Raw genomic sequence first — 23,212 nt, 5'->3', positions numbered from 1 at the left:
GCAGTCTCCCGCTGGCGGCTGGCCGCTGGAAGCTGGTAGCCTCCCGGTATGCGCCTGTCCGCCACCGATGTCTATGCGTTTCAGGCCCTCGGCTACCTGGGGTCCCAGGACCTCACGCGCTGGGTAGCCAGCGAGGAGATCAGCGAGGCGACCGGCGTTCACCGGCCCTACCTGGTGCGGATTCTCGCGGCGCTGACGGCCAAGGGCGTGGTCAAGAGCAAGAAGGGGATCGGCGGCGGCTACGCCCTCGCGCGCAAGCCGAAGCTCATTTCCCTGTGCGAGGTGGTTCGCGCCATCGACGGACCCGTCGCGCCCCTCTCGTGCATCAGCCTCAACTGGCACGAGCCCTGCGTGGAGGAAAACCGCTGCCACGTGCGTGCCACCGTCTACACCCGCATGCGCGACGCGATGCTGGCCGTGCTGCAGGAATTCAGCGTGGAAGACCTCGTGACCGACGCGCGGCAGGGGGTAAGCTACGGGCACTGCCTGGGGCACCTCCTCAAACCGAACGCCTGATACGGGACTGAGATGATCGCAGGACATGCTTGATCCAGGGAAAAAGGGTGAGCGCCGACGCCCCCTTCAGAACGTCAGGGAGGCGTGAAAAAGCCGGCCCCAGTCGGGTGTATCTGCGATGAAAGCACCCAGGAGCCGGGGGCGCCCGACGCCAGTCGGTCTTCGCCGGCGCTGATGCTGGGGATGACCCAGGCGCCGACGGCGGTCCTGTACCCGCTGAAGTATGCCGTTCCCCTGCCTGGAAGTGGAAAAACGCGGTACCAGCGTCTTGAGAACATGCCATTCTCGTTGCCCGAAGCGCTGTCCCCGCGCTTTGCCGTGTTCTTGCCCCCGGAGGGCGAACTCGGCCTGATTCCCGACCAAACCAACTGGAGATTCGGACAGCGTGACGTCAACGCGCTTCTGCTGTCAGCGGTATGGAATGGGGCTTGAGTCTGCCGCTGATGTGAGACCCTTCCTGCGCACGCCCGCTCCAGTGAACGGCGGGCCGGAGAAGCGCTTCGTCACCACTTGTCCTGAGCGGTGCGGACCGAGCGTTCATCGGTAGGCACGGGTGCAACTTCTCCGCAGCAGCGAGGGAGTGCCCCTGTATCCGTCTTCCCGCCCGCGCCGGTACGGGCAAGCCGTATCCGCCGTAGTCAGGAAACTGCACCCAGGGCAAATCCGCGTCTGGCACCGCATCGCCAGGACCTATGGCGGCGCTCTCCGCTTCACAGGAGAGCCGTTGCGCCTGGCCTATCGCGGGCACGTCCGACCAGATCTCAGATGGTTTGCGGCCAATCCGTTATGAAGTAGTGGGCCAACCCGAGCGGAGCGAGCAGGACAAACGGTGACGGAAAGGCGTGGAATCACCGGAGCAGAGGGGATGTGACGGATGATCGGGAAACTGTAGCAGACGGTATGCAAAGCGCCGGCATTGTAAGCAGCAATCAATGTACTGATCGCCGTACGCGAAGACCCAGTTGCGTCAATGAGCTCTGAAATGGCTCCGCTTTGCTCATGAGTCAAATGATTTGGCAATGTGAGCGCCCAATACGACGTTCGGCTTGGCGATGCGCAACTTCAAGCTCTTACGGTGTATGGTTCGGAATCAGGGCAGCAGCCCTCTTATTCGGAACTCCTCTGTATTCCGTAGGAGGTGGCCCAGGCGCGGCTACGTCCGTTTATTCCCCCAGCGCCTGACCGTTCAGCAGCGGTTGGCCACCTCGCATGCTGAAGTGCGCGGTGAGCTGCCCACCCCTGCGCTCGACATACCCAGCCTCCGCCAGTTGTTTCACCATGCCGCTCAGATCCTGCCCGCCCGCCTGACCGAACAGCGCCAGTAGCCCGTTCAGGGCTTTCTCACTTGCCCGCGCGTCCAGGCGTACGTCCAGCATACCGGCGAGCATCTGGGGCATCTGGCCCAGCATCTCCAGCTCACGCTCGGACAGCGCGGCCGCGCCGCCCAGGCCCACCTCGCCGGTCAGGGTGACGTCGCCGCTGGATTGACGCAGGCTGAGGCGGTCGAGGGTCAGGCGGGGGCTGCCGCGCAGCAGGGCCATCAGGTCTGTTTTCATCTGCGCGGTCTGGGCAGCGCTGAACTGGGGCGCGGCCCCGTCCGCCGCCTGCGGCTCGCCGAGCGTGTTCAGCAGACGGTTCAGCGGCGCGCGGGCCAGGTGGCGCAGCCCCAGGTGCAGTCCCACGTTCCGCAGCGTTGTTCCAGTGGCGCTGAACTCGCCTACGTCGTAGCTCACCAGGGCGTCGAGGTGGTCCGGTCCGCTGGCGCGGCTCTCGCTGCTCACCTTCAGGCCGGAAAGGTCGACACGCTCGCCGCTTCCTCTGAAGGTCAGGCGGTCCACCGTGAAGCTGCTCCGTCCCAGACCGAGCGTGTCGCCCGGGCCCTGACGGCGGCTGCCGCTGCTCAGCGTCACGCCTGCGAGCTGTGCCTGGCCGTCTTGGCCCTGCACGGTCAGGCCGGGCCAGTTCAGCCGGGTGTCCGATTGCGTGCCGCTGACGCGGATGTTCCCGGCCAGGGGCTGCCAGGTCACGGTGCTGCCGTCCTCGGTGAGGCGGCCGGTGGGCACCTCCACGCGCGTGTTCGTATCGCCACCAAAGCCGATTACGGTCTGGATGACCGGCTTCCGGCCCGCAAACGCCCGGTCCAGCTGCGCCTGCGCGGCCGAATCGGCCAGCCGGACCTCGGTGTTCACGACGGCCTGCCCCAGGTGGCGCAAGCCCGGAAAGGGGCCGTGCTGAATGTGGTTCATTACGAGCAGCACCACCGCCTGCTCGGCCGCGCCCGGCCGCAGCGTCACCGTCATGCTCTGGGTGCTCTCGGTCAGACCGCGGCGGTAGGTCACGTTCTCCACGCGCGCCATCCTGGAGGCCCGCAGCCCGGCTTCGAAACGGGTGGTAAAGTCCCGCGTCACGTCCTGGGCGCGCGAGGAAAAAACGGTGGTGGCCCCGGCGGCAGCTCCGGCCCCGATCAGGACGGTGAGCCCCAGGGCGAGCAGGGGCGAACGGCGGCGGGAGCGGGCAGGAACTCGGGGAGGCAGCATCTGGGGTGTTCTCCTATGAACGGGCAGGAACTTCAGGCCTTCGTTCCCCACGGTACAGGACCGGCAGGCGCAGCGGCGCCGCATTTGCGTTCCGCTCCACGCCTCGCCCTGCAGGCAACGGGACTCCCTCCGTGCTCCAGTCGGTTCCGGGTCCCCAGGTCCGCGTTCAGCATTCGCACGCCCCACCCGCCCTCCGCGAGCATGAATGGGACGTCGGGCATGGCCCCCACGTCCGTGGGATGAACGGGCCGTGAGCGCCCTGAGCTGGGCCGTGTCCAGATTCACCCCGGTCACGCGGCCCGTCCGGTCACCACCAGCGCTGTGGAGCCGTTGAGCTTGTCCGGCGTGCCGGGGAGGGGCCACCGCCGGAGCACCTGCCCCGGCGGGTCAAGGTGCAGCAACCATCCGCGTAGATCGAGGACGAGCGGCCCGTGCCGCAGCGCCGCGATGGCAACGGGCGCACCCCCCACTGGGTCACGGCCCCGCACGGTCAGGGTGTGCGGGGCCAGCGCGCAGACCTCACCCTGAGGTGGTGCGTAACCCGCAGCGGGGCGCCCGAGAGCACCACGCCGCCCAAGGCCAGCGCCGCCACCCCGAATCACCAGGGCCGCAGGACCCACCGGGAACAGGGCGGGGCCCGCACGTGCGGGCCCGCCACCTCCAGCGACGGGGTGCGCAGGCTGGGCGGTGGAGCCACCTCGGGCACGTCTTCGAGCAGGGCCTGATGCACCTCCTCCAGGAAGGCGAGTTCGGCCTGGCAGGCCCCGCAAGCGCTCAGATGGGCCTGTGCCTCGCGACCGAGAGGCTCACCCAGGGCGACGTGCCGTTCCAGCACCTCGGCCATGGCGGACCGCCTGCCGTGTGGATTTTTCCATTCAGTTCAGCCATGTGCCCACCTCCTCCGCGCCGGGAATGCGCCGCAGATGGTTCAGGGCGTACTTGAGGCGGCTCTTGACGGTGCCGGCGGAAACGCCCATCTCCGCTGCGACCGCCTTCCGGGTCTGCTCCTGCAAAAAGGCGCGTGTAACCGTCTCGCGGTGGGCGCGCACCACGGGCCGCGCGGATCCGCCCGCGCCGGTGCTGGCCTTCTGCGCGGGCGGCGGGCTGCTGCCGGTCGTCGGGAAGGGGCAATTCCGCACCTTCTTCGTCGTGCAGCGGCAGCGTGACCTTCTGCGCCCGCAGGCAGGCGGTCGAGGCCGCCCGAGCGGGCCAGCATCAGCAGGGAGGCCCGCAGGCCTGCCCACGCTGGACCGAAGACGTCTGGGCGAGTCTAAAGGGTCAGAAATACGCCCTGGGTCACCTCTTGGCCCCTTGCTCCACCGGGCAACCGCGTCAGCACCCCGTATACGGCCCCGGCCTGGGCACCGTAGACCTCGGCCAACGCGTTCTCGTCCCGCCACCGTGGCCGCGCCGCGAGGGCGGCGTCTTCCCCGGGAGCCCCGCTGGGCGGAGGCGGAGTGACCCGCAGGCACTCTGGTCCATGCGCTTACCCTGCGGCTCCATCCTCGGGTTCCCGGTTGCTGGGTCCGGAGTTTGCCGCTCGGCACGGACGCGGGGGTGGGCCCGGAGAGAGAGCTTCATACCCCGGGTACGGAAGAAAGGGGCGGGGAGGTTCAGTGGCCCGCCACCCTTCCCCTCCTCCAGGCTGGCCGCCGCGAATACACGCTGAACTGACCGCACCACGCTGCCGAAGTCCTGGGGATTCAGGCCCCTGGGCAGCACGCAGGTGCGGCTCTGGGGGTGGTCTTGATCATGCCGTGGTCCACGTGGTGGCCCTTTTTCGGCTCGAGGCTGTCCTTCACGGTGGCGTCCGCGTACAGCGACAGGTGCAGGTTGGGCGCGAGGAGACCGAGGGCGGCGAGGTGATGAGGGTAAAGGTGGCCGTCACGGGAGTGGCGGGGTCCGCGCGCCTGACGTTCACGCGGTGTTCGCGCGGCTGAACCCTGAACTGCGCGCGCACGTTCAGGCGGTTTTTCCCTGCCGGGTGAGGGTCAAGGGGGCGGTGAGGGATCTGGAGACGCCGGGCAGCACGAAGCTGGCGCCGACTTGCCCCTTCTGCCCGGAGGCGATGCGGGCCGGAGGAGCGGCGCAGGGTAAAGGTGGCTCAGGGTGACCGCGCCGCAAGGGGTACGCAGGGGGTGGGGCGAAAGGTTCAGACCGCGAGGTGCAGAGAGATAAATACAAGTTGAGTAGTTTTGTCTTTTTTGCGATATCCTGAATCTTATGACGGCACCGTCCTCTCCCCATCCCGCTGAGACGCACACGGACCTGTCCGCGCTGCGGTTCAACCAGTTCAGCGTGGTGGGCGTGACGGCCCTGGGGCTCGCGCTTCAGGCCCCGCTGCTCCCGCTGACGCTGGGCGGCGCGATGCTGCTGGGCGCCCTGCGCCCGCAACAGTCTCCCTTGCGGGCGGCGTACCGAATGCTGGGCGCGCGCCTGGGTCTGCGCCCCGATGTGGTGGAGGAAGACCCACGCGCGCACCACTTTGCCCAGGGGGTAGGCGGCACGTTCCTGCTCGCCTCAGGCTCGGCCACCCTCGCGGGTGCGCCCGTCACCGGAGCCGCGCTGGGTCTGGGCGTAATCCTCCTGGCCGTGCTCAACCTCTCTCGAAAAATCTGTGTGGGCTGCCTGATGTATTTCCAGTACCTTCGCCTTCGCCGCCTTCAGAACACGCCCCTGCTGCACCGCCGAAGCCACCTGCGCCCCAGAGTCAAAGGACCAACACCATGAGCGACCTTGAAGCCCTGAAAAAAGAAGTGCCCCCCTTCCAGATTTTCGACCTGATCACCGAGTACGCGGCGCAGGGTTATATCGACCCCACCAGAATCGACCTGCTGAAGTGGGCGGGCGTGTACCCGCAGCGCCCCCAGGAGGACGGCTTCCTGATGATGCGCGTGAAGGTGCCCACCGCCGAGTTCTCGTCGGACACCCTGCGCGTGGTAGCGGGCATCTCCGAAGACTTCGGGCGCGGCTTTCTGGACGTGACCGACCGCCAGGCCTTCCAGTTTCACTGGCTGACCATCGACATGGTGCCCCAGATTTTCGAGCGCCTGGAACCCGTCGGCCTGCACACCAAGGGAGCCTGCGGCGACACGGTCCGCGCCGTGATCGCCTCACCGCTGGCTGGGCTGGACGCCCGCGAGGTCATTGACGTGCGGCCCCTTGCCGCGGCGATGGAAGGCACGCTGAGCGGCAACCCCGACTTTCAGGACCTGCCCCGCAAGTTCAAGATTTCGATTACCGGCACGCCCGAGCTTGAGGGCATCCACATGATCAACGACATCGGCTTTCTCGCCCACCGGGTCAATGGAGAAGTCGGCTTCGACGTGTGGGTGGGGGGCGGCCTCGGCGCGGTGGCGCACCTCGCCAAGCGGTTGGGCGTGTTTGTCCGCCCCGAGGAAGTGGTGGAGGTGGGCCGCGCCATCGCCGGGGCCTACCGTGACCACGGCTACCGGGTCAACCGCAAGAAGAGCCGCCTGAAGTTCCTGATCAAGGACCTGGGCGTCGAGAAGTTCCGGGAAATCGTGGAAACCGAGTACCTGGGCCGCAAGCTCAGTGACGGCCCCGAAGCCCCTGTCGCCCGTTTCGGCGGCAACGACGTGCTGGGCGTGCAGCCCCAGCGTGACGGCCTGAATTACGTGGTGGTCGCCACGACCGTGGGACGCATCGATCCCCGCAAGGCGCGTCACCTGGCCGATCTGGCAGACCGCTACGGCAAGGGCATGTTGCGAACCACCGCCTTCCAGAACATGGTGATTCCGCACGTGAAGACGGAAGACGTGGCCGAACTCAGCGCCGAGCTCGAAGCGCTGGACCTGGCCCCCAAGACCACGCTGCGCGGCACCACCATCGCCTGCACGGGCAACCAGTTCTGCCGCCTGGCCCTGACGGAGACCAAGGCCCGCACCGCGAATCTGGTGGACCACCTGGAAGCCAAGTTCAGCGGGCTGGACGTGCCCTTCACCATCAACCTGACGGGCTGCTCCAACGCCTGCACCCGCTATCAGGTGGCGGACCTGGGTTTTATGGGGGCCAACCGCACCGACAAGGACGGCAGCGTCCACGAGGTCTACAACGTGCACCTCGCGGGCAGCATCGGTCAGGCGCAGCGCACGGGCACCAAGCTCAAGGGAGCCGTGCCCGCCGAGCGCCTGAACGAGTACACCGACGCCGTGCTGAGTGACTTCCAGGCAGGCAAGCAACCCGGCGAGAGCTTCGTGGAGTACGCCGACCGGGTGGGCCACGGGCGCTTTGCCCCAGACGCAGTGCTCAATCCCGTGCGCGAAGTGGTGGGCGTATGACCGCCACCCTGAACCGCCCCGAAGTCGGCACGGGCCGCGTGGTGTGGTTTACCGGGCTGTCCGGTGCGGGCAAGAGCACGCTGGCCTCGGCCCTGTATACCGAACTGACTGCACGCGGCGAGCGGGCAGAACTGCTCGACGGCGACGCCGTGCGCGAGAACCTGAGCAAGGGTCTGGGCTTTACCAAGGCGGACCGGGACACCAATGTCCGGCGCATCGCCTTTGTGGCCGGTCTGCTTGCCAAGCACGGCGTCACGGTGCTCGTCAGCGCCATCAGTCCCTACGCGGAAACGCGGCGGGAAGTGCTCGCCGCGCTGCCCAATGCCACCGAGGTTTTTGTCGACGCGCCCCTCGAAGTCGTGACCGAACGCGACGTGAAGGGGCTGTACCTGAGGGCCCTGGCTGGGGAGATTGCCCACTTCACGGGGGTCTCGGACCCCTACGAGGCCCCCGAGAGCCCGGACCTGCACCTGCGGACAGACTTGATCAGCGTAGAACAGGGCGTGGCGCGGCTGCTCGCCCACCTGGAGGGAGGGAACGTATGACGGCGCTGAACGAACGTCCCCAGACGCAGATTCCGCCTGTCCAGGCCCCGGATTTTACGCCGGACACCGATCCACGCGACGTGATTCGCTGGGCACTCGCCGCCCACCCAGACGTGCTGATGCCGAGCGCCTTCAACCTCAACGGCGTGGTGCTGATCGACCTCGCCGTGCAGGCGGGCTACCGCGGCGAGGTGGTGTTCGTGGACACGGGCTTCCACTTCCCTGAAACGCTGGCGACGCGCGACCGGCTGGCCGCCCGCTACCCCGAACTGACCTTCGTGACCCTGAACGCAGGCGCACATCCCGAGGACGGGCAGACTGCCCCGGACCTGTACGCCTCGGACGCCGACGCCTGCTGCGCCGTGCGCAAGGTGGCTCCCCTCCAGGCGTACCTGCGGCAGAAAGCGCCGTCCGCGCTGCTGAATGCCCGCAGCCGAGACCAGGCGAGCACCCGCGCGGACATTCCCTTTGTCGAGGAAGGCGCGGCCCGCGCGAAAGTCAATCCGCTGGCCCACTGGAGCCGCGAGCGGCTGGAAGCCTACGCCAAAGAACACGATCTGCCCGTCAACCCGCTGTACTTCGACGGCTTCCTCAGCGTGGGCTGCTGGACCTGTACCCGCGCCGTGCGCCCGGGCGAGGACGCCCGTGCGGGCCGCTGGGCCGGCAAGGGCAAGACCGAGTGCGGGCTGTGGGCGGGCGAGGGCAAGCTCTAAAGTCTCCGTCCCCCCTTTTTTTGCCCCAGTAGTTGACCAACTTCATCCACGATCCTTTTTCTCGATCCCTTCTCCCGATTCCCGAGGCCCGACGATGACGACCCTGCCCAACCCCTCCTCCCCCTTCCTCCTGCCTGCGCCGCTGGGCGGTACCCTCGTTCACCGCGTGCGCCGCGCCGGGCACGACTTCGACCCGGCCGAGTTGCGCGGTCTGCCGCGCCTGGCGCTGGGCGACCGCTCCTACGCCGATCTGGAAATGCTGGCCACAGGCGCGTACTCGCCGCTGACGGGCTTTCTCGGCGAGGCCGACTACCTCAGCGTCGTGGAGCGGATGCGGTTGGCGGACGGCACGCCCTGGAGCGTTCCCATCACGCTGCCCGTGGCCCGGGACGAGGCAGAAACGTACACTGGCCGCGTGGTGCTGACCCACGGCGGCGAGGACGTGGGCACGCTGGACGTGCAGGAGCGCTACGACGCCCGCAAGGCCCTGGAGGCGCGCGAGGTCTACCGCACCGAGGACCCCGCCCACCCCGGGGTCGCGGCGCTGTACGCCCAGGGAGACGTGTACCTGGCCGGGCCAGTCACGCTGTTCGAGGTGCCGCGGGGCGCCTTCCCCCTGCACCACCGCACGCCCGCTGAAGTCCGCGAGGTGATCGAGGCGCGCGGCTGGCGCACCACGGTGGCCTTCCAGACGCGCAACCCCATCCACCGCGCGCACGAGTACCTGCACAAGGTGACGCTGGAACTGGTGGACGGCCTGCTGCTGCACCCACTGGTGGGCACCACCAAGGGCGACGACGTGCCCGCCCCGACGCGCGTGCAGGCGTATGAGGTGCTGCTGGACCGGTACTACCCCCAGGCCCGCACCCTGCTGAGCGTGTACCCCGCCGCCATGCGTTACGCCGGACCCCGCGAGGCGATCCTGCACGCCCTGTCGCGGCGCAACTACGGGGTCACGCACTTCATCGTGGGCCGGGACCACGCGGGGGTGGGCAGCTACTACGGCACCTACGACGCGCAGGAGATCTTCGGGAACTTCACGCAGGAAGAATTGGGCATCCAGATCCTCAAGTTCGAGCACACCTTCTACTGCAAGACCTGCGGCCAGTTGGTCAGCCCCCGCACCTGCCCCCACGGCTCCGAGCATCACCTCGTGCTGAGCGGCACCAAGGTGCGCGAGAAGCTGCGCGCGGGCGAGAACCTGCCGGGCGAATTCACGCGGCCCGAGGTGGCAGAAGTGCTGCGAAAAGCCTACGCGCGGGAAGGTTAAGCCTCCCCCAGATCCCCTCCCTGCCCCCCTCACCGGGGGCCGCCTTCACTCGCTTAAGCTTTTCCAGATCAGCCCACAACTCGGGGCGGTGTCCCCACTCCGCTTCCCCTCCCCCCCCCCATTCCCTGCTCCGGAGGACCCCATGATCCGAAGTTTCACGCGCCCCCTTCTGCTTTCCGCCCTGCTGCTCTCCACAGCCTCGGCACAGACGGCCTCCACCGTGCGCCTCGGGTACTTTCCCAACCTTACGCACGCGCCCGCCCTCGTGGGGCTGGAGCGCGGCACCTTTCAGAAGGCGCTGGGAAAGGCGAAGTTGGACGCCAAGGAGTTCGTCTCGGGCACCACGCTGATGGAAGCGTTCGCCGCAGGGCAGATTGATATCGCCTACGTGGGACCGGGGCCGGCAATCAACGGCGCGGCGCGCGGCATGCCCCTGCAGCTTGTGGCGGGCGCGAGTGAGGCGGGCGCGGTGCTGATCGCCCGCAAGGGCAGCGGAATCAAGACGTACAAGGACCTCGCCGGGAAGCGCGTGGCGGTGCCCAGCCTGGGCAACACGCAGGACATCAGCCTGCGCCACATCCTCAAGGAGCAGGGCCTGAAGGCGGCGAACGACGGCGGCAACGTGACTGTGACGCCCGTGCCCCCCGCCGACGTGATCGCCGCCTTTGCCGCGGGGCGAGTGGACGCCACCCTCGTGCCTGAGCCGTGGGGCGCAGCGTTGCAGGCGCAGGGCCACACGCTGATCGGCACCGAAAAAACTGTGTGGCGCAGCGGGCAATACCCTACAACCGTCGTGATCGTCAACACCAAGTTCGCGCAGGCCAACCCGGACCTGGTGGCGAACTTCCTGAAGGCGCATGGGGACGCGGTGGCCTTTCTGAACAAGTCTCCGGCGGCGGCGCAAACGGCAGTCAACAGGGCGCTGGAAAAATCGACCGGCCAGAAGCTGGACCTGCGGGTGTTGCAGCGCGCCCTGACCCGCACCCGATTTACCACCGGTCTGGATCTCGACGCCCTGAACGACTACGCCGCGCTGAACGTGGAGGCCGGGTACGCCCGCAGCGTGCCGGACCTGGGCACCTTCGTCAGCAAGAGTGCGCTGAAGAAGTAACGGCGTGACGACGACTTCCCTCGACTCCACCCCGGGCACCCACCGCGCCGCCACCCGCTGGCAGATGCTGGGCTGGCAACTGCTGGGGCTGGCGCTCCTGCTGGCCCTGTGGTGGCTCGTCACGGACGTGCTCAAGCTCTACCCGCCCTACGTCTTTCCCAGCCCGAAGGCGGTGTGGACCGAGATCAGCTATGGGCTGTGGGGCCACGGGCCGCAAGACGGCAAGCTGCTTTCCGGCATCGGGAACAGCCTGCGCCGGGTGCTGATCGGCTACGGCCTGGCCGTGCTGCTCGGGGGCGGGGTGGGCCTGCTCCTCGGCGCGTGGCGCCCCCTGCGCGAAACGGTGGGGGCGTACCTCACCGGCCTCCAGAGCGTGCCGTCCATCGCCTTTGTGCCCTTCGCCATCCTGTTTTTCGGCCTGAACGAACGGGCGGTGCTGTTCGTGGTGATTCTGGAGGGCTTTATCCCGGTGGCGCTGGCGGTGTCGGGCGCGCTGATGAACGTACCGCCCTCCTTGCGGGTGGCCGGGCGCACGCTGGGCGCGCGGGGACCGTGGTTGACCGCCGGGGTGCTGCTGCCCGCCGCCGTGCCCAGCATCCTGACTGGGCTGCGGACCGCCTGGAGCTTTGCCTGGCGCGCGTTGGTGGGCGGCGAGCTGCTCGTCAGCGCCAGCGCGAGCCTGGGCGCGCAGCTGGAAATCGGACGCAACACGGCCAACATGGCCCTGGTGATCGCCACCATCCTGACCATCGGCGTGATCGGCGGGCTGTTTGACGCCGTGCTGCGCGCGCTCGAAGGCCGGGTGCGGCGCGACTACGGCCTGGAGGTTCAGCAGTGATCGCGCCACGGAGAGGCCCACACACGAGAGGTGTACAGTGACCGTCACAATGACCCGCCCGGCCACCGCCGCTGCCACCACCCCCGTGCAGGGCCTGCCCCTCGCGCTGGACGATGTGACCTACCGCTATGGACGTGGGCAGGCCGGGGTGGGGCCGCTCAACCTGCAGGTTCAGCCCGGCGAGTTTCTGTGCGTGGTGGGCCCCTCCGGTAGCGGCAAGAGCACGTTGTTGTCGCTGCTGGCAGGCTTTTTGCGTCCCCAACGCGGCGAGATTCGGCTGGGCGAGACGCCGGTCCGCGGCCCAGACCCCCGCCTGACGCTGGTGCAGCAGGAAGCGGCGTTGTTTCCCTGGCGAACGGTGGCCGGGAACGTGGCCTTTGGGCTGGAGCGCCAGCGCATTCCCCGCGCTGAACGGGCCGCCCGCGCGAACGAGACGCTCCGGCTCGTCGGGCTGGAAGGGTACGGTCCCCGGCGCGTTCACGAGTTGTCGGGCGGGCAGCGCCAGCGCGTCAGTCTCGCGCGGGCGCTCGCCGTGCAGCCCCGCCTGCTGCTGCTGGACGAACCCTTCAGCGCGCTGGACGACCGCACGCGCACGGTGCTGTCGGACGAATTGCTGGGCATCTGGTGGGCCCAGAAGGTCACGGTGGTCTTCGTGACCCACAACCTCGACGAGGCCCTGGCCCTGGGGCAACGTGTTGTCGCCCTGCGCGGCGGTGAGGTGGTGCTCGACGACCGGGCGCGGGACCTGGATGTGGCGAAATTGCGGGGAACGCTGGAAGGGTAAGGGTCCAGAGAGAGACCTAGAGCATTTGTCATAAAGATACGGAGGGATAAGCATGTCGGAACCAGGCGTTGATGTCCTGTGCACGAACCGCCTGCAAAGCGGCTCCAATGGCAGAGATGAGGCCGTCGACTGTTCGACAAGCCTTCGCTCTGACGGCCGCCTTGACCTGAGAGAACATCAGCTCGATAGGATTAAAGTCTGGACTATAAGGCGGAAGGAACAGGATCCGACAACCCTGTGCTTCAATAAGTGTTGGAACAGACGCTCGATGATGAGACGACAGGTTGTCCATGACAACGACCTGTCCTGGCTGCAGGATAGGACAAACCAAATGGCGGATGTACCATTCAAACGATGGACCGTTGACGGCACCAGTCAAAACGAACGGGACCATCGGTCCCGTAAGTTGTAGAGCACAAATCAAGGTCTGGTTGCGTCCGTGATTCCTGGGAACATAGCCATGAGCTCGCTCAGTCCTGTGCGCACGCGCGTATCCTCGTGTCATGGCGGTGTGAAAGCCACTCTCATCCAGGAACACCAGCTGTTCTGGATGAGTGAGATACGGAGCTAAGTCATTGAGAAACTGCTGTCGCCTTTCTTCACTTCGCTCGAACGCGACCAAAGTTTTTTTACGGGTGATGTGATGCTTGCGGAACACTCGATCCACAGTTTTGAAGCTGACCTTCAACCCTGTCGCTTCTTCGAGCATGCGAGCATGCTCGATCAATGTCGCGTCGTCATGCGCCTTGAGTTGTTGCAGCAGTTGCTCTTCGTGTAGGGGTGTGACCCGTGGGGGACGACCAGAAGACCGACCCACCTCGTGCAACGTTCCCAGGCGCTGCTTTTCCAGGTAGGTATCTACGGTTTCGATGCGCATTCGGTACAACCGGGCGACCTCTTTCCGAGTCTGACCGCCTTCGACCGCCGCGACCACCCGTTCCCGCAGATCCAGACTGTACCCTCGCCCCCCAACAGCTTTCATGCTCTCATTATGACAAGTGCTCTAAGAGAGAAAGGACGCTGAAGCAGAGCAGCTTCAGCGTCCTTGCCTTTGCGGGGGCTGACCTCAGTGGGCGGCCGTGGTCTCCCGCCCCCGCTGCGCCTCGGCCAGCGCGTCCCAGTTCAGTCGGCGGCGACGCCACTCGAAGATCACGACCTTGGCCACCTCATCCAGCACGCGGGCGAGAAACACGCCCCACACGCCCAGTGGGGTATGCAGCCCCAGCAGGATGGCGAGGGGCAGGCCGACGACGAAGGAGCCCACCACGTCCCCCAGGATCACGCCCTTGCCGTCCCCCGTACCGGGCAGAACGCCGCCACCCAGGATCATGTTGCGGACCTTGACGGCCTGCGAGGCGGCCATGAGGAGCACGCCCCCCATCGCCATGCTGCGCACAGCCTCACCGACCGCAGGAAACAGCAGGGGCAACAGCAGGGCCGAGAGGGCGAACAGCAGACCGAAACCCAGGCCACTGACCAGCCCTGCGCGTGACACCCGGCCGAACCAAGCCTGCGCGCCGGAGCCGTCGCCCGCTCCCAGTGCCCGGCCAATCAGCACGGTGGCCGCGCTCATCAGGCCGAAGCTGCCCACGACGAAAATGCCCTCCAGCGTCCCGACGATCTGGCTGGCGGCCAGCGCCTCCGTGCCCACCCGGGCAAACACGGCAGCGTACAGAAACCCACCGAAGCTCCACAGCATCTCAGTCAGGGCGATGGGGGCCGACAGGGTCAGCAGCGGTCCGGCCACCGCGCGGCGCGTTCCGGGGGCAGGCAGGGCCACAGCAGCGAGGCGGCGCGGTCCGTACATCTGGAAGGTCAGCAGCGCGGCCTTGAGGATCTGGGCGATCACCACCGCCCACGCGGCCCCCACCACACCCAGTTCGGGCAGTGGTCCGGCCCCGAAGACCAGTCCCCAGGCGAGCAGGCTCTCGATGACGACGGTGAGCATGGTGGCGACCATCGGCGTGCGGGCGTGGCCCAACGACCGGAGCGCCCCGCTGAGGATCCAGCCGTACACCCCGGGCACCAGGGCCAGCATGATGACCTGCATATAGGGCACCGCGCGGGCCGTCACGTCGGCCGCCGCGCCCGCCAGTGCCAGCACGCCCCCGGCCCCCAGCACCACGGGGGCCGTCAGCACCCCGGCCAGCAGCAGGCTTACCCCCAGGGCCACGGTCAGGGTGCCGTTGACCCCCGCCTGGTCATTCGCTCCAGCACGGCGAGCCACCAGGATGCTGGTCCCCGATCCCAGCGCTCCCAGCCCCACGAAGAACATGAAGCTCACGCTGCCCGCCAATCCCACAGCGGCCACCGCCGCCGCCCCCAGCGTGCCGACGATAATCTGGTTCACGAAGGTAAGCACGAGTTGCAGCACCATCTCCAGGCTGACCGGGACGGCGATGGCCGCGATTTCCCGACCTGGAGATCGGACTTGAATCGATTCAGAAGGAGAAGCCGTAATCGCAGACATACCGTGTCAGGCTACAGGCCCAGCTTCAGCGGCGAGTCTGCCGAATGGCGGAGGGCTAGACACAGGGAGGGAGAAAAAGGGGTGCGGGACGGGGGTGAAAGCCCCGTCCCGCACCCCACAGCTCACCTACTCCGTCTGCTTCTCTTCCTTCACTTCGGCGGTGGGCACTTCGCGCGGATTGACCGTTTGCAGCACGCGTTCGAAGGCGGCAACGGCCTGGTCAATCTGCTCCTTGCTGATGGTTACGGGGGGCAGGAAACGCACCACCAGCGGCGTGGCCTGAAGGGTCAGCACGCCTTCCTCGTGCTCCAGCGCCGTGATGTAGGGGGCACTCTTTTCCTTCAGTTCCACGCCGATCATCAGGCCCAGGCCGCGCACCTCGCGGATTTTGGGCGAGCGGATGGCGCGCAGTTTCTCCATGAAGTACGCGCCCTTCTCGCGGGCCTGCTCGGCCATGCCTTCATTTTTCATGGCGCGGATGGCGGCCACCCCGGCCGCCATGGTGAGGGGATTGCCGCCGAAGGTGGTGCCGTGGCCGCCCTTGGGCATCCGGGTGGCCACGTCCTGCGTCATCGCGAAGGCCCCCACAGGCACGCCACCCGCCATCGCCTTGGCGAGGGTCATGCCGTCGGGCACCACCCCGTAGTGCTCGCAGGCGAACATCTTGCCGGTGCGGCAAAAGCCGGTCTGGATCTCGTCGAGGATCAGCAGCGCGCCGCGCTCCTTCGTCAGGCGGCGGGCCTCCTGAATGAATTCTGCGGAGACCGGGCGCACGCCGCCCTCGCCCTGCACGGGTTCCATGATGACGGCAGCGATGTCCCCGGTGATGGCCGCGCGCAGCTCCTCCACGTTGCCGTAGGTCACGAAGGTGACGTTCTTGTCGTCCACCGCGTCGCCGAAGGGCTCACGGTACTTGGGTTCCCAGGTAAAGGCGAGCGCGCCCAGCGAGCGGCCGGAAAAGCCACGCTTCATGGACACGAACTTGGTGCGCCCGCCCGTCGCCGTGATGGCGAACTTCTTGGCGGCTTCCATCGCCTCGGTGCCGGAATTGCACAGGAAAACGCGCTCCAGCCCCTGCGGCAGCACGCCGACGAGTTCTTGCAGGAATTCGGCACGCTTGTCGTTCGGGAGCGTCTGGGGCATCACCATGAGCCGCGCAGCCTGCTCCTGCACGGCCTTCACCACATCTGGGTGACTGTGGCCGATGTTGGCCACGCCGTACCCGGCCACGCAGTCGATGTACGCGCGGCCCGTCTCGTCCCACACGGTTGCGCCCTGGCCGCGCACCATCACCACCTGATGCTTGTTGTACACGCCCGAGTCATACCGGACCTCGGCGTCGAGCCACTTGCTGACATTCGTTGCGGTCATGCAAAACCTCCTCAGAGTCTGAACTTCAGTGTAGGGGTTAAGGAAGGGGAAACAGTTTCCCGTGTCCAGCCCGGCGGGTCAGCCCAGGGTGGTGGAACGGGGAGAGGCGAGGTCGGGCGGCAGTACGGGCCACGCCTCCGTCTGCGCCGCCGCCTCTGCCCAGTTCTCCTTGCCGCTCCAGCGCTCCACCGCGAGCGAGTAGACCGTGGTGCGGATGAGGTCCGCGTCACGGATCGGCCGCGTGCTCTCCCCCACCCGCAGGCCGGGAAAGGCCCGCTCAGACAGCACGCGCAGGGCCTCCCGCGCCTCCTCGCGGTCCGTCAGCACGCGGGCGGTGCCAAACGCCATCACGCTGCGGTACTGCACGGTGAGTTCCAGCGGATCGTTGCTGGGCAGCAGGTGCCCGATCTCAGAAGCCTCGAAGACGGTGCGCGAAGGGGCGTTCTGGTCGGTATTTGCCCGGAGACGCCCCACCACGTTCGTGTGGTACACGATGTCGTGCGTCTCCGGGCGGTAGGCGAAGGCAAGCGGGGTGACAAACGGCCACGCCCCGCCGTCCTCCCCGGTCCAGACGGTCCCGACGCGCCCCACAGTCAGGCGGGCGAGCAGGGCGCGAATCCAGACGTCGTCGCGGCGGTTTTGCGGGCGGCGGCTGAGCGAAAGGTCACGGGTACGGGGATCGTAGAAGTCGGTCATTCCAGCTCCTTCTCGAAGTGGTGGGCGGTGATGTTCATTCCCGCCGAGAGGTAGAGACGGTGGGCGGTGAAGCGGGCGGAACCGACGCCGGAGTCGAGGTGCAGGCCCAGGCACCCCATCCGCCGCGCCTCGCCCTCCAGCCAGCGCAGGAGCGCGCGGGCGTGTCCCTTTCCGCGTGCATCCGGCAAGGTGGAGAGGTCGTCCACGTACAGCATCTGCCCGAAGGCGAGCACTGTGAAGGTGCGGTAACCGGTCACGGCGGCGGCTCCGGTCCGGCCTGCCTCAAAGGAACCGGCGAGGCGGTAACCCTCTCTCTCCACGGCGAGGAGGTGGGCAGTGAGGGCCTCCACGCTCTCCGTCTGCGGCGCAGCAGGGCGCAACTCGCGCAGGGCGGGCAGGGCGAGGGCGGCGTCCTCCGGAGTAATGGGTCGAATTTCAGGCAAGGTTCCCCTCCCAGCGGTACTCCATGTGACGGGCGGTGTCGGCAGCGAGTTCAGGCGGGACACGGAGTACGGGGTGCAGACTCATGTCGATGCCCGCGCCGATGCCGCCGGAGGTGACGATGTGGTCCTCCTCCACCCGGGGCTGACCAGAAACGACGCGCAGGTCTGGGAACGGCCAGGCAAGTTTGGCCTGGTCCTCCCCGTGGGTGGTGACTGTGCGGCCCGCGAGCAGCCCTGCCTGCGCCAGTACGAAGGCGTCCCGGTGCACACGGACGCGCCGAGGGGCAGCCTGTCCGCCCGCTGCTGCACCGTCACCTGCCCGTTGACCCGCGCGTGATCCACCACGCGCGGCGGCCACACGCGGACCAGCCCGAGCACCAGTCCAGCAGGCAAAATCCGCAGCGCAGCCAGCATGGAAGCGGAAGGTGCGGCAGGAAGGTGTCCTTGACGAGGTCCGTGCTGCCCCAGATCAACGGGGCCAGCGCCGTGAGTGGCAGCACCGGCTTCACCCCTGGGCCTCCGTGACGCGCTGCCCCAGCACCACGCGCTCGCCAGGGCGTTCTCCCCCTGCGGGCCGTAGAAGATCGCCCAGACTTCCAGGTTACCGCTAAACGTCTGAGAGCGGTGTTCCGCGCCTGCGGGGGCGAGCAGCAGATCACCCGGTCCAAAGGCGCGGGTGTTGGAGCCGCAGCGGTACGTGTCCGTCAGCCCGACGTACACCTCGCCTTGCCCGTGGGGCCGCTGCCCATCACGTTCGTACGGACGATACAGCTCCACGCTGAGCGGGCCGCGCCGGCAGACCTCCGTGAAGCCGGGTACGGGGGCAGCGGCGCGCGCCTTCGCGCGAGAAACGCCGGACCTCACGCGGGGTGCAGCCCACTGACCACGCCCATGCGGTTCCAGGCGTTAACCGTGATGACGGCCATCGTCCACTTGATGATCCCGGCGCCGCAGAAGTGGGGGCGCAACCGGCCCAGCGGCGCGTCCGGCACCCCGGCCTGCAGCGTGACCGCTTCGAATTTCAGCACGGCCTGCCTGCGCGGAGTAAACAGCGTTCCCGCGCCGCGCCGCGAGGACCAGCAGAGCTGGCGCTGGGACACCCCCACCTTTCGGGCGTCCTTGCTGGGCCGGTCCAGGCAAAACCCACAGCCGTTGAGCTGTCTGGCCCGCACCTTGACGGGTTCGAGCAGGGGCACGCCGAGGGTCAGGCCCTGCACGCGGCGCTCCAGGGCGAGCAAGGCCTGGAAGGCGCTGGGCAACAGGGTTTGGTAGGGCAGGCGGGTTCCGTTCATGCCCTTACACTAGGGTTCATGCTGGACCCGAGAACAGAGCCGGATATGGCGCAAACGGGAGGTCCACTCGACGTGTTCCCGCTGCCCATTGCCTTGGACCGCGCCTCATCCACACCGCTGCACGCCCAGCTGGCCGCCCAGATTCGCGCCGGGGCCCTGACAGGAACGCTGCCGGCGGGGACGGCCCTGCCCGGCTCGCGCTCGCTGGCCGCCGAGCTGGGCGTGACCCGGGGCGTGGTCACGGCGGCCTTCGAGGCGCTGCGGCTGGACGGGACCCTGGACACGCGGGTGGGCAGCGGGACGCGGGTGGCGGCTGGGGTGGCGGTTTACGGAGGACGCGAGCGTGGGGGCCGCTCCCCCCACTGGTTGACGCTGCCTGACGACGCGCCGGTAGACGCCCGAGTGACGACACCTGGAATTCACTTCCAGCCTGGCGTGGCGGGCACTCAGGTGCTGGACCTGCGGGCCTGGCGGGCGGCCTGGGCGGCGGCGGGCCGGACCCCACCCGAAGGCGACTACGGCGACGCGGCGGGCGAGCGCGAGTTGCGCGCTGCCCTGGCCGCCTTCGTGGGCCGGGCACGGGGTTTGCGGGCCACTCCAGAGCAAACCGTCGTCACGGCGGGCAGCCTCAGCGCCCTGGGGCTGATCGCCCGCCTCCTTCCGCCCGGCAGCCGCGTGCTGTTCGAGAATCCCGGTTACCGGGCGGCCCGCCAAGTGCTGCTGGACGCGGGGATGGAGATCCGTCCCATCCCTGTGGACGACGAGGGGCTGGTGACGGACGACCTGCCCCGCGCCCGCCTCGCCGTGGTCACGCCCAGCCACCAGTACCCGCTGGGTGTGCGGATGACCCTCTCCAGGCGGCTGGCGCTGCTGCGCTGGGCGCAAGAACACGACGCCCTGATCGTGGAAGACGACTACGACGGCGAGTTCCGCTACGGGGCCACGCCCCTGCCGCCGCTTGCCAGCCTGGAGGGCGCGGAGGGCCGGGTGCTGTACCTGGGCACCCTGAGCAAGCTGCTGACCCCAGCCGTTCGCACCGGGTTTCTCGTCGCGCCGCCCGTGCTCGTTCCGGCCCTCACCCGCGCGCGGACACTGGCCGACGGGGGACACGGCCGCATTACCCAAGCCGCCCTGATCCACTTTATCGGCGGCGGACACCTGGACCGGCACGTTCGCCGGGCGCGGCGCTGGCATGCCGGGCAGCAGGCCACCCTCGCCCACACGCTCGCGCCCCTCTCGCCTCACGCCCGGCTGGGCGGTATCGAGGCTGGGCTGCACGCCTGCCTCCACCTGCCTGCCCACATTCCGGGCGCGGAGGTGGCGGCGGCTCTGGCACAACGCGGGGTCTTCGTCTCCACCCTGCACAGCTACACCTTCGCGGGTGCCGTTCCCAATGCCCTGCTGCTGGGCTACGGCGGCCTCACGGCGGCGCAGGTGGAGCGGGGCGCGCGGGAGATCGTGCGGGTTCTCGCGCCCCGGCTGGGAACTCCTGCTCCCGCTGCCACGTATGAGGACGTATGAGAAAGACCTTCCATCTGCCGCTGCTGGCGGCCCTGCCCGCCCTGCTGGCGAGCTGTGCCCACGACGACTACAGCCGCTACAGCCGCGTGTCCTACAACTCCTACGAGGACTGCCGCAGGGCCTACGCGGCCCAGATCGCCCAGGGTCTGCGCAACCCCTGTTACCGCAGCAGCAGCGGGAGCAGCTTTTTCTACTACGGCCCCTACTTCTACAGCAGCGGCAGCACCACCCGCTACCTGGGCTACACCCCCAGCGGGGGCATCGACGAGCGCGGCATGAGCTACGACGCCCGCAAAGGCGCCTACGGTTCGTTCAAGGCGCGCGGAGTGAGTATCAGCCGGGGCGGCCTGACGAGCAGCGGGCGTTCCCGGGGAAGCTTCGGCGGCTGATGCAGCGCCGCAGCTTGACGCCACGTCCCGGCTGGGAAAAGCGGCTGCGAGACGTGGGCATGACCTGGTACGCGCCCACCCCCGAACACCCCGTGCCCTACTGGGGCGAGGACGTGGCCTACGTGTTCACCCCCGGCGAGGTTGAGAAGCTGCGCCGCGACAGCCAGGACCTGACGAACATGGTGCTGGAAGCGACGGGCGCCGCCATCGAGGGCGGGCGACTGAATGAGCTGGGCATCCCCACCTTTCTCCGCGCGGCGGTGCGCGACTCCTGGGAGCGCGACGATCCCACCGTCTATATGCGCCTGGACCTCGCCTATGACGGCCAGGGCCACGCGCGGCTGCTGGAGGTGAACGCCCAGACCCCCACCTCCCTGATTGAGGCGGCGGTCTGTCAGTGGCAGTGGTTGGAGGACCAGCAGGAGGCGGGCGAACTGCCGGGGCACGGGACGCAGTGGAACACCATTCATGAGGGCCTGAGCGAGCAGTGGACGCACCTCTTTGCCAAGTGTGGCGTGCGCGAAGCCCACTTCAGCGCCGGGCACAGTGAGGAGGACATCGCCACGGTGACCTACCTGCGCGACCTGGCGCAGGCGGCGGGGGTACGCGGCAGCTTCCTGATGGCGGACGAGATCGGCACCAGCCCCGAGTTTCCCCACCTGCTCGACACCTGGAGCCTGTCCATTCGGCACCTGATGTGGCTGTGGCCCTTCGAGTACGCCTGGGAATCCAGGGATGCCGCCTTCCTCGCCACCACCGAGACGCGCTTGATCGAACCGCTGTGGAAGGCGGTCACGGGCAGCAAGGGGCTGCTCGCCCACCTACACGAGCGCTACCCCGACTCGGGGTTGGTCCTGCCCGCCTCACTGACGCCCGGGCGGTTGGGCGAGCGGGTGGTCCGCAAGCCGCTGTACTCGCGCGAGGGCCAGAACGTAACGCTGCCGGGCGAGGTTCCCACACCGGGGGCCTACGGTGACCTGCCCATGGTGGAGCAGGCGTATACCGAACTGCCTACCTTTGAGGCGGCGGACGGCCCCCGGTATCCGGTGCTGGGCGTGTGGGTGGCGGGCGACGAGGTGTGCGGCCTGGGTATCCGGGAGGGGCGGGGCCGCGTGACGGACAACCGGGCCACCTTCGCGCCGCACGTGGTGTTGCCTGCCTCCCACCTGGAAAAGTCCGGTGTGGGAAAGTAAAGGGTGCGTCCTTCCGCCCCGACCTTTCAGGCCCGGCTCTACACCTTTCTCGACCCGGGCGACGGCGCCGGGCCCGGTGAGCGCGCCTTCAATACCCTGCTCGTCCTGCTGATTCTGCTCAACGTTACCGTGACAGTGCTCTCCACCGTACCGGAGGTCTTGGCGCTGTACCGGCACGAGATGCGCCTGTTTGAGTTGTTCAGCGGCCTGGTGTTCACGCTCGAATACCTCGCCCGGCTGTATGTGGTGCCGCTGCGCCCGGGCTTTACGCCGCGTCAGCAGGGGCACCTGCGCTACGCCCTCTCCCCGCTGCCGCTCATCGACCTGCTGGTGATCGTGGTGCTGCTAACCCCGGGCACGACGGCGCTGGCGAGCCTCCGGGGACTGCGGCTGCTCAAGCTGCTCTCGCTGCTGCGGCTGGGCCATTACTCCAACTCGCTGCTGCTGATCGGGCGGGTGATTCAGCAGCGGGCCGGGGAACTGATCAGCACCGGGCTGATTGTGCTGGTGCTCGTGTTTATCGCCGCCAGCTTGCTCTACCAGGTCGAGTCGGGGGCAGGGACCAAGGGCTTCGAGAGCATTCCCCATGCCCTGTGGTGGGCGGTGGTGACCCTGACCACCACCGGCTACGGCGACGTGTATCCGGCCACCCCTCTGGGCAAGGTCTTGGCGGGCACCATTATGCTGTTTGGCGTTGGCATGGTGGCGCTTCCGGCAGGCATGATCGCCAGCGGGTTCGCCGAGGAGCTCGCCCGGCTGAGGCAACTGGCCGCACCGACCGCTTTCCCACAAGAACGGGGGGACCCGGCCCACTGCCCGCATTGCGGCGGAGAGCTGTCTCCACCAGGGTCTATTTCGGCGCACAGGGAAAGCCGAGCACCTTGGCCTCCTGAAAACACCTCTTCGTAAACAGGTGGCCGCCGGGACCGGCGCTTGACGGCCCATTTCTGGCAGACTTCATACGGACGCCTGCCTCATCCTTTACGAAGTGCTTCAAGTTCGACCTGCAAACGCACGCGACCCGTAGAGCTGTCAAGCAGACGGGTACAGCGCCACAGGGGAGAAGGAGCAACCCGGGTCCCGGGCGTGGAGCCATGAGGGTGTACACCTGGGTCATACGGTTTGCGGGATCATCCGTTCCGTCCGCTCCGGTGATTCCACGCCGCTGTGTCACCGTTTTCCCGCTCGCTCTGCGGCGCAGCGTTGCACGTCCGCAGGAGTT

26 protein-coding genes are annotated in these 23,212 nt (G+C 67.9%); 14 read left to right on the top strand and 12 right to left on the bottom strand.

Going from position 1 to position 23,212, the window contains the following annotated elements:
- Positions 1-48: 48 nt before the first annotated feature.
- Both B9A95_RS17770 and B9A95_RS17765 read left to right on the top strand, forming a co-directional pair.
- Positions 49-516 (top strand): Rrf2 family transcriptional regulator, encoded by a 468-nt coding sequence (locus B9A95_RS17770; RefSeq protein ID WP_084048519.1) that lies wholly within the window; start codon positions 49-51, stop codon positions 514-516.
- A gap of 84 nt (positions 517-600) precedes the next feature.
- Positions 601-948: a hypothetical protein gene (locus B9A95_RS17765; protein ID WP_139806857.1), complete on the top strand. Its 348-nt coding sequence runs from the start codon at positions 601-603 to the stop codon at positions 946-948.
- Between the two features lie 731 nt (positions 949-1,679).
- Here the strand turns inward: B9A95_RS17765 and B9A95_RS17760 are convergent.
- The 4 genes from B9A95_RS17760 to B9A95_RS33890 form a co-directional block, all read right to left on the bottom strand.
- Entirely contained in the window at positions 1,680-3,053 is a 1,374-nt protein-coding gene (locus tag B9A95_RS17760) for a YdgA family protein (RefSeq protein WP_170928692.1), read from the bottom strand.
- A gap of 290 nt (positions 3,054-3,343) precedes the next feature.
- On the bottom strand, positions 3,344-3,673 hold the full coding sequence (locus tag B9A95_RS17755) for a hypothetical protein (protein WP_084048516.1): 330 nt from the start codon (positions 3,671-3,673) through the stop codon (positions 3,344-3,346).
- Positions 3,652-3,897 carry a cupin domain-containing protein gene (locus B9A95_RS17750; protein WP_084048515.1) on the bottom strand — a complete coding sequence of 82 codons (246 nt, stop codon included), beginning with the start codon at positions 3,895-3,897 and terminating at the stop codon, positions 3,652-3,654. The genes B9A95_RS17755 and B9A95_RS17750 overlap by 22 nt, the downstream gene beginning before the upstream one ends.
- Positions 3,898-3,928: 31 nt before the next feature.
- The gene (locus B9A95_RS33890; RefSeq protein ID WP_170928691.1) at positions 3,929-4,192 is read right to left on the bottom strand and encodes a sigma factor-like helix-turn-helix DNA-binding protein; all 264 of its coding nucleotides are present in this window, start codon (positions 4,190-4,192) and stop codon (positions 3,929-3,931) included.
- Between the two features lie 1,084 nt (positions 4,193-5,276).
- On the opposite strand from B9A95_RS33890, the gene B9A95_RS17735 reads away from it, so the two are divergent.
- From B9A95_RS17735 to B9A95_RS17700, 8 genes are all read left to right on the top strand, one after another.
- The gene (locus B9A95_RS17735; RefSeq protein WP_084048512.1) at positions 5,277-5,783 is read left to right on the top strand and encodes a DUF4395 domain-containing protein; all 507 of its coding nucleotides are present in this window, start codon (positions 5,277-5,279) and stop codon (positions 5,781-5,783) included.
- Complete coding sequence (locus tag B9A95_RS17730) at positions 5,780-7,354, top strand: nitrite/sulfite reductase (RefSeq protein WP_084048511.1); 1,575 nt, start codon at positions 5,780-5,782, stop codon at positions 7,352-7,354. The genes B9A95_RS17735 and B9A95_RS17730 overlap by 4 nt, the downstream gene beginning before the upstream one ends.
- Positions 7,351-7,899 (top strand): adenylyl-sulfate kinase, encoded by a 549-nt coding sequence (gene cysC / locus B9A95_RS17725; RefSeq protein WP_084048510.1) that lies wholly within the window; start codon positions 7,351-7,353, stop codon positions 7,897-7,899. The genes B9A95_RS17730 and cysC overlap by 4 nt, the downstream gene beginning before the upstream one ends.
- A complete protein-coding gene (locus B9A95_RS17720) occupies positions 7,896-8,612 on the top strand; it encodes a phosphoadenylyl-sulfate reductase (protein ID WP_084048509.1) in 717 nt (238 codons plus the stop codon). The genes cysC and B9A95_RS17720 overlap by 4 nt, the downstream gene beginning before the upstream one ends.
- 94 nt (positions 8,613-8,706) lie before the next feature.
- A complete protein-coding gene (sat, locus tag B9A95_RS17715; protein ID WP_084048508.1) occupies positions 8,707-9,882 on the top strand; it encodes a sulfate adenylyltransferase in 1,176 nt (391 codons plus the stop codon).
- Positions 9,883-10,024: 142 nt separating this feature from the next.
- Positions 10,025-10,993, top strand: coding sequence for an ABC transporter substrate-binding protein (locus tag B9A95_RS17710; protein ID WP_084048507.1), 969 nt, complete (start codon positions 10,025-10,027; stop codon positions 10,991-10,993).
- Between the two features lie 64 nt (positions 10,994-11,057).
- Positions 11,058-11,831 carry an ABC transporter permease gene (locus tag B9A95_RS17705; RefSeq protein WP_084050802.1) on the top strand — a complete coding sequence of 258 codons (774 nt, stop codon included), beginning with the start codon at positions 11,058-11,060 and terminating at the stop codon, positions 11,829-11,831.
- A 49-nt stretch (positions 11,832-11,880) separates the two neighbouring features.
- Positions 11,881-12,615 carry an ABC transporter ATP-binding protein gene (locus tag B9A95_RS17700; protein WP_139806856.1) on the top strand — a complete coding sequence of 245 codons (735 nt, stop codon included), beginning with the start codon at positions 11,881-11,883 and terminating at the stop codon, positions 12,613-12,615.
- Between the two features lie 28 nt (positions 12,616-12,643).
- Here the strand turns inward: B9A95_RS17700 and B9A95_RS17695 are convergent, their stop codons facing one another.
- The 8 genes from B9A95_RS17695 to B9A95_RS17660 form a co-directional block, all read right to left on the bottom strand.
- Entirely contained in the window at positions 12,644-13,597 is a 954-nt protein-coding gene (locus B9A95_RS17695; protein WP_084048505.1) for an IS630 family transposase, read from the bottom strand.
- Between the two features lie 84 nt (positions 13,598-13,681).
- Positions 13,682-15,085, bottom strand: coding sequence for an MATE family efflux transporter (locus B9A95_RS17690; protein ID WP_084048504.1), 1,404 nt, complete (start codon positions 15,083-15,085; stop codon positions 13,682-13,684).
- Between the two features lie 126 nt (positions 15,086-15,211).
- Positions 15,212-16,456 carry an aspartate aminotransferase family protein gene (locus tag B9A95_RS17685; protein WP_084048503.1) on the bottom strand — a complete coding sequence of 415 codons (1,245 nt, stop codon included), beginning with the start codon at positions 16,454-16,456 and terminating at the stop codon, positions 15,212-15,214.
- Between the two features lie 78 nt (positions 16,457-16,534).
- Positions 16,535-17,152, bottom strand: a complete 618-nt coding sequence (locus tag B9A95_RS17680; RefSeq protein ID WP_084048502.1) for a pyridoxamine 5'-phosphate oxidase family protein — start codon at positions 17,150-17,152, stop codon at positions 16,535-16,537.
- Positions 17,149-17,595: a GNAT family N-acetyltransferase gene (locus B9A95_RS17675; RefSeq protein ID WP_084048501.1), complete on the bottom strand. Its 447-nt coding sequence runs from the start codon at positions 17,593-17,595 to the stop codon at positions 17,149-17,151. The genes B9A95_RS17680 and B9A95_RS17675 overlap by 4 nt, the downstream gene beginning before the upstream one ends.
- Positions 17,588-17,863: a type 1 glutamine amidotransferase family protein gene (locus tag B9A95_RS17670; protein ID WP_084048500.1), complete on the bottom strand. Its 276-nt coding sequence runs from the start codon at positions 17,861-17,863 to the stop codon at positions 17,588-17,590. The genes B9A95_RS17675 and B9A95_RS17670 overlap by 8 nt, the downstream gene beginning before the upstream one ends.
- 43 nt (positions 17,864-17,906) lie before the next feature.
- Positions 17,907-18,104, bottom strand: a complete 198-nt coding sequence (locus B9A95_RS17665; protein ID WP_084048499.1) for a hypothetical protein — start codon at positions 18,102-18,104, stop codon at positions 17,907-17,909.
- 351 nt (positions 18,105-18,455) lie between these two features.
- Positions 18,456-18,887: a carboxymuconolactone decarboxylase family protein gene (locus B9A95_RS17660; protein WP_084048498.1), complete on the bottom strand. Its 432-nt coding sequence runs from the start codon at positions 18,885-18,887 to the stop codon at positions 18,456-18,458.
- An 18-nt stretch (positions 18,888-18,905) separates the two neighbouring features.
- Here B9A95_RS17660 and pdxR point away from each other — a divergent pair, with 18 nt between their 5' ends.
- Genes pdxR through B9A95_RS17640 form a run of 4 tightly spaced genes read left to right on the top strand, consistent with a single transcriptional unit; the run spans position 18,906 to position 22,899 of the window.
- Positions 18,906-20,408: a MocR-like pyridoxine biosynthesis transcription factor PdxR gene (gene pdxR, locus B9A95_RS17655; RefSeq protein ID WP_084048497.1), complete on the top strand. Its 1,503-nt coding sequence runs from the start codon at positions 18,906-18,908 to the stop codon at positions 20,406-20,408.
- Positions 20,405-20,797 carry a hypothetical protein gene (locus tag B9A95_RS17650; protein ID WP_084048496.1) on the top strand — a complete coding sequence of 131 codons (393 nt, stop codon included), beginning with the start codon at positions 20,405-20,407 and terminating at the stop codon, positions 20,795-20,797. Before pdxR ends, B9A95_RS17650 begins: the two co-directional genes overlap by 4 nt.
- Positions 20,798-20,811: 14 nt before the next feature.
- A complete protein-coding gene (locus B9A95_RS17645; RefSeq protein WP_342744596.1) occupies positions 20,812-21,990 on the top strand; it encodes a glutathionylspermidine synthase family protein in 1,179 nt (392 codons plus the stop codon).
- Between the two features lie 3 nt (positions 21,991-21,993).
- Positions 21,994-22,899 carry an ion transporter gene (locus tag B9A95_RS17640; protein WP_084048494.1) on the top strand — a complete coding sequence of 302 codons (906 nt, stop codon included), beginning with the start codon at positions 21,994-21,996 and terminating at the stop codon, positions 22,897-22,899.
- The last annotated feature ends 313 nt before the right edge of the window (positions 22,900-23,212 follow it).

Source organism: Deinococcus hopiensis KR-140 (assembly GCF_900176165.1).
GTDB classification, from domain to species: domain Bacteria; phylum Deinococcota; class Deinococci; order Deinococcales; family Deinococcaceae; genus Deinococcus; species Deinococcus hopiensis.
The sequence above is the reverse complement of the archived record's forward strand: the minus strand, read 5'-3'. Positions and strand labels throughout refer to the sequence as shown.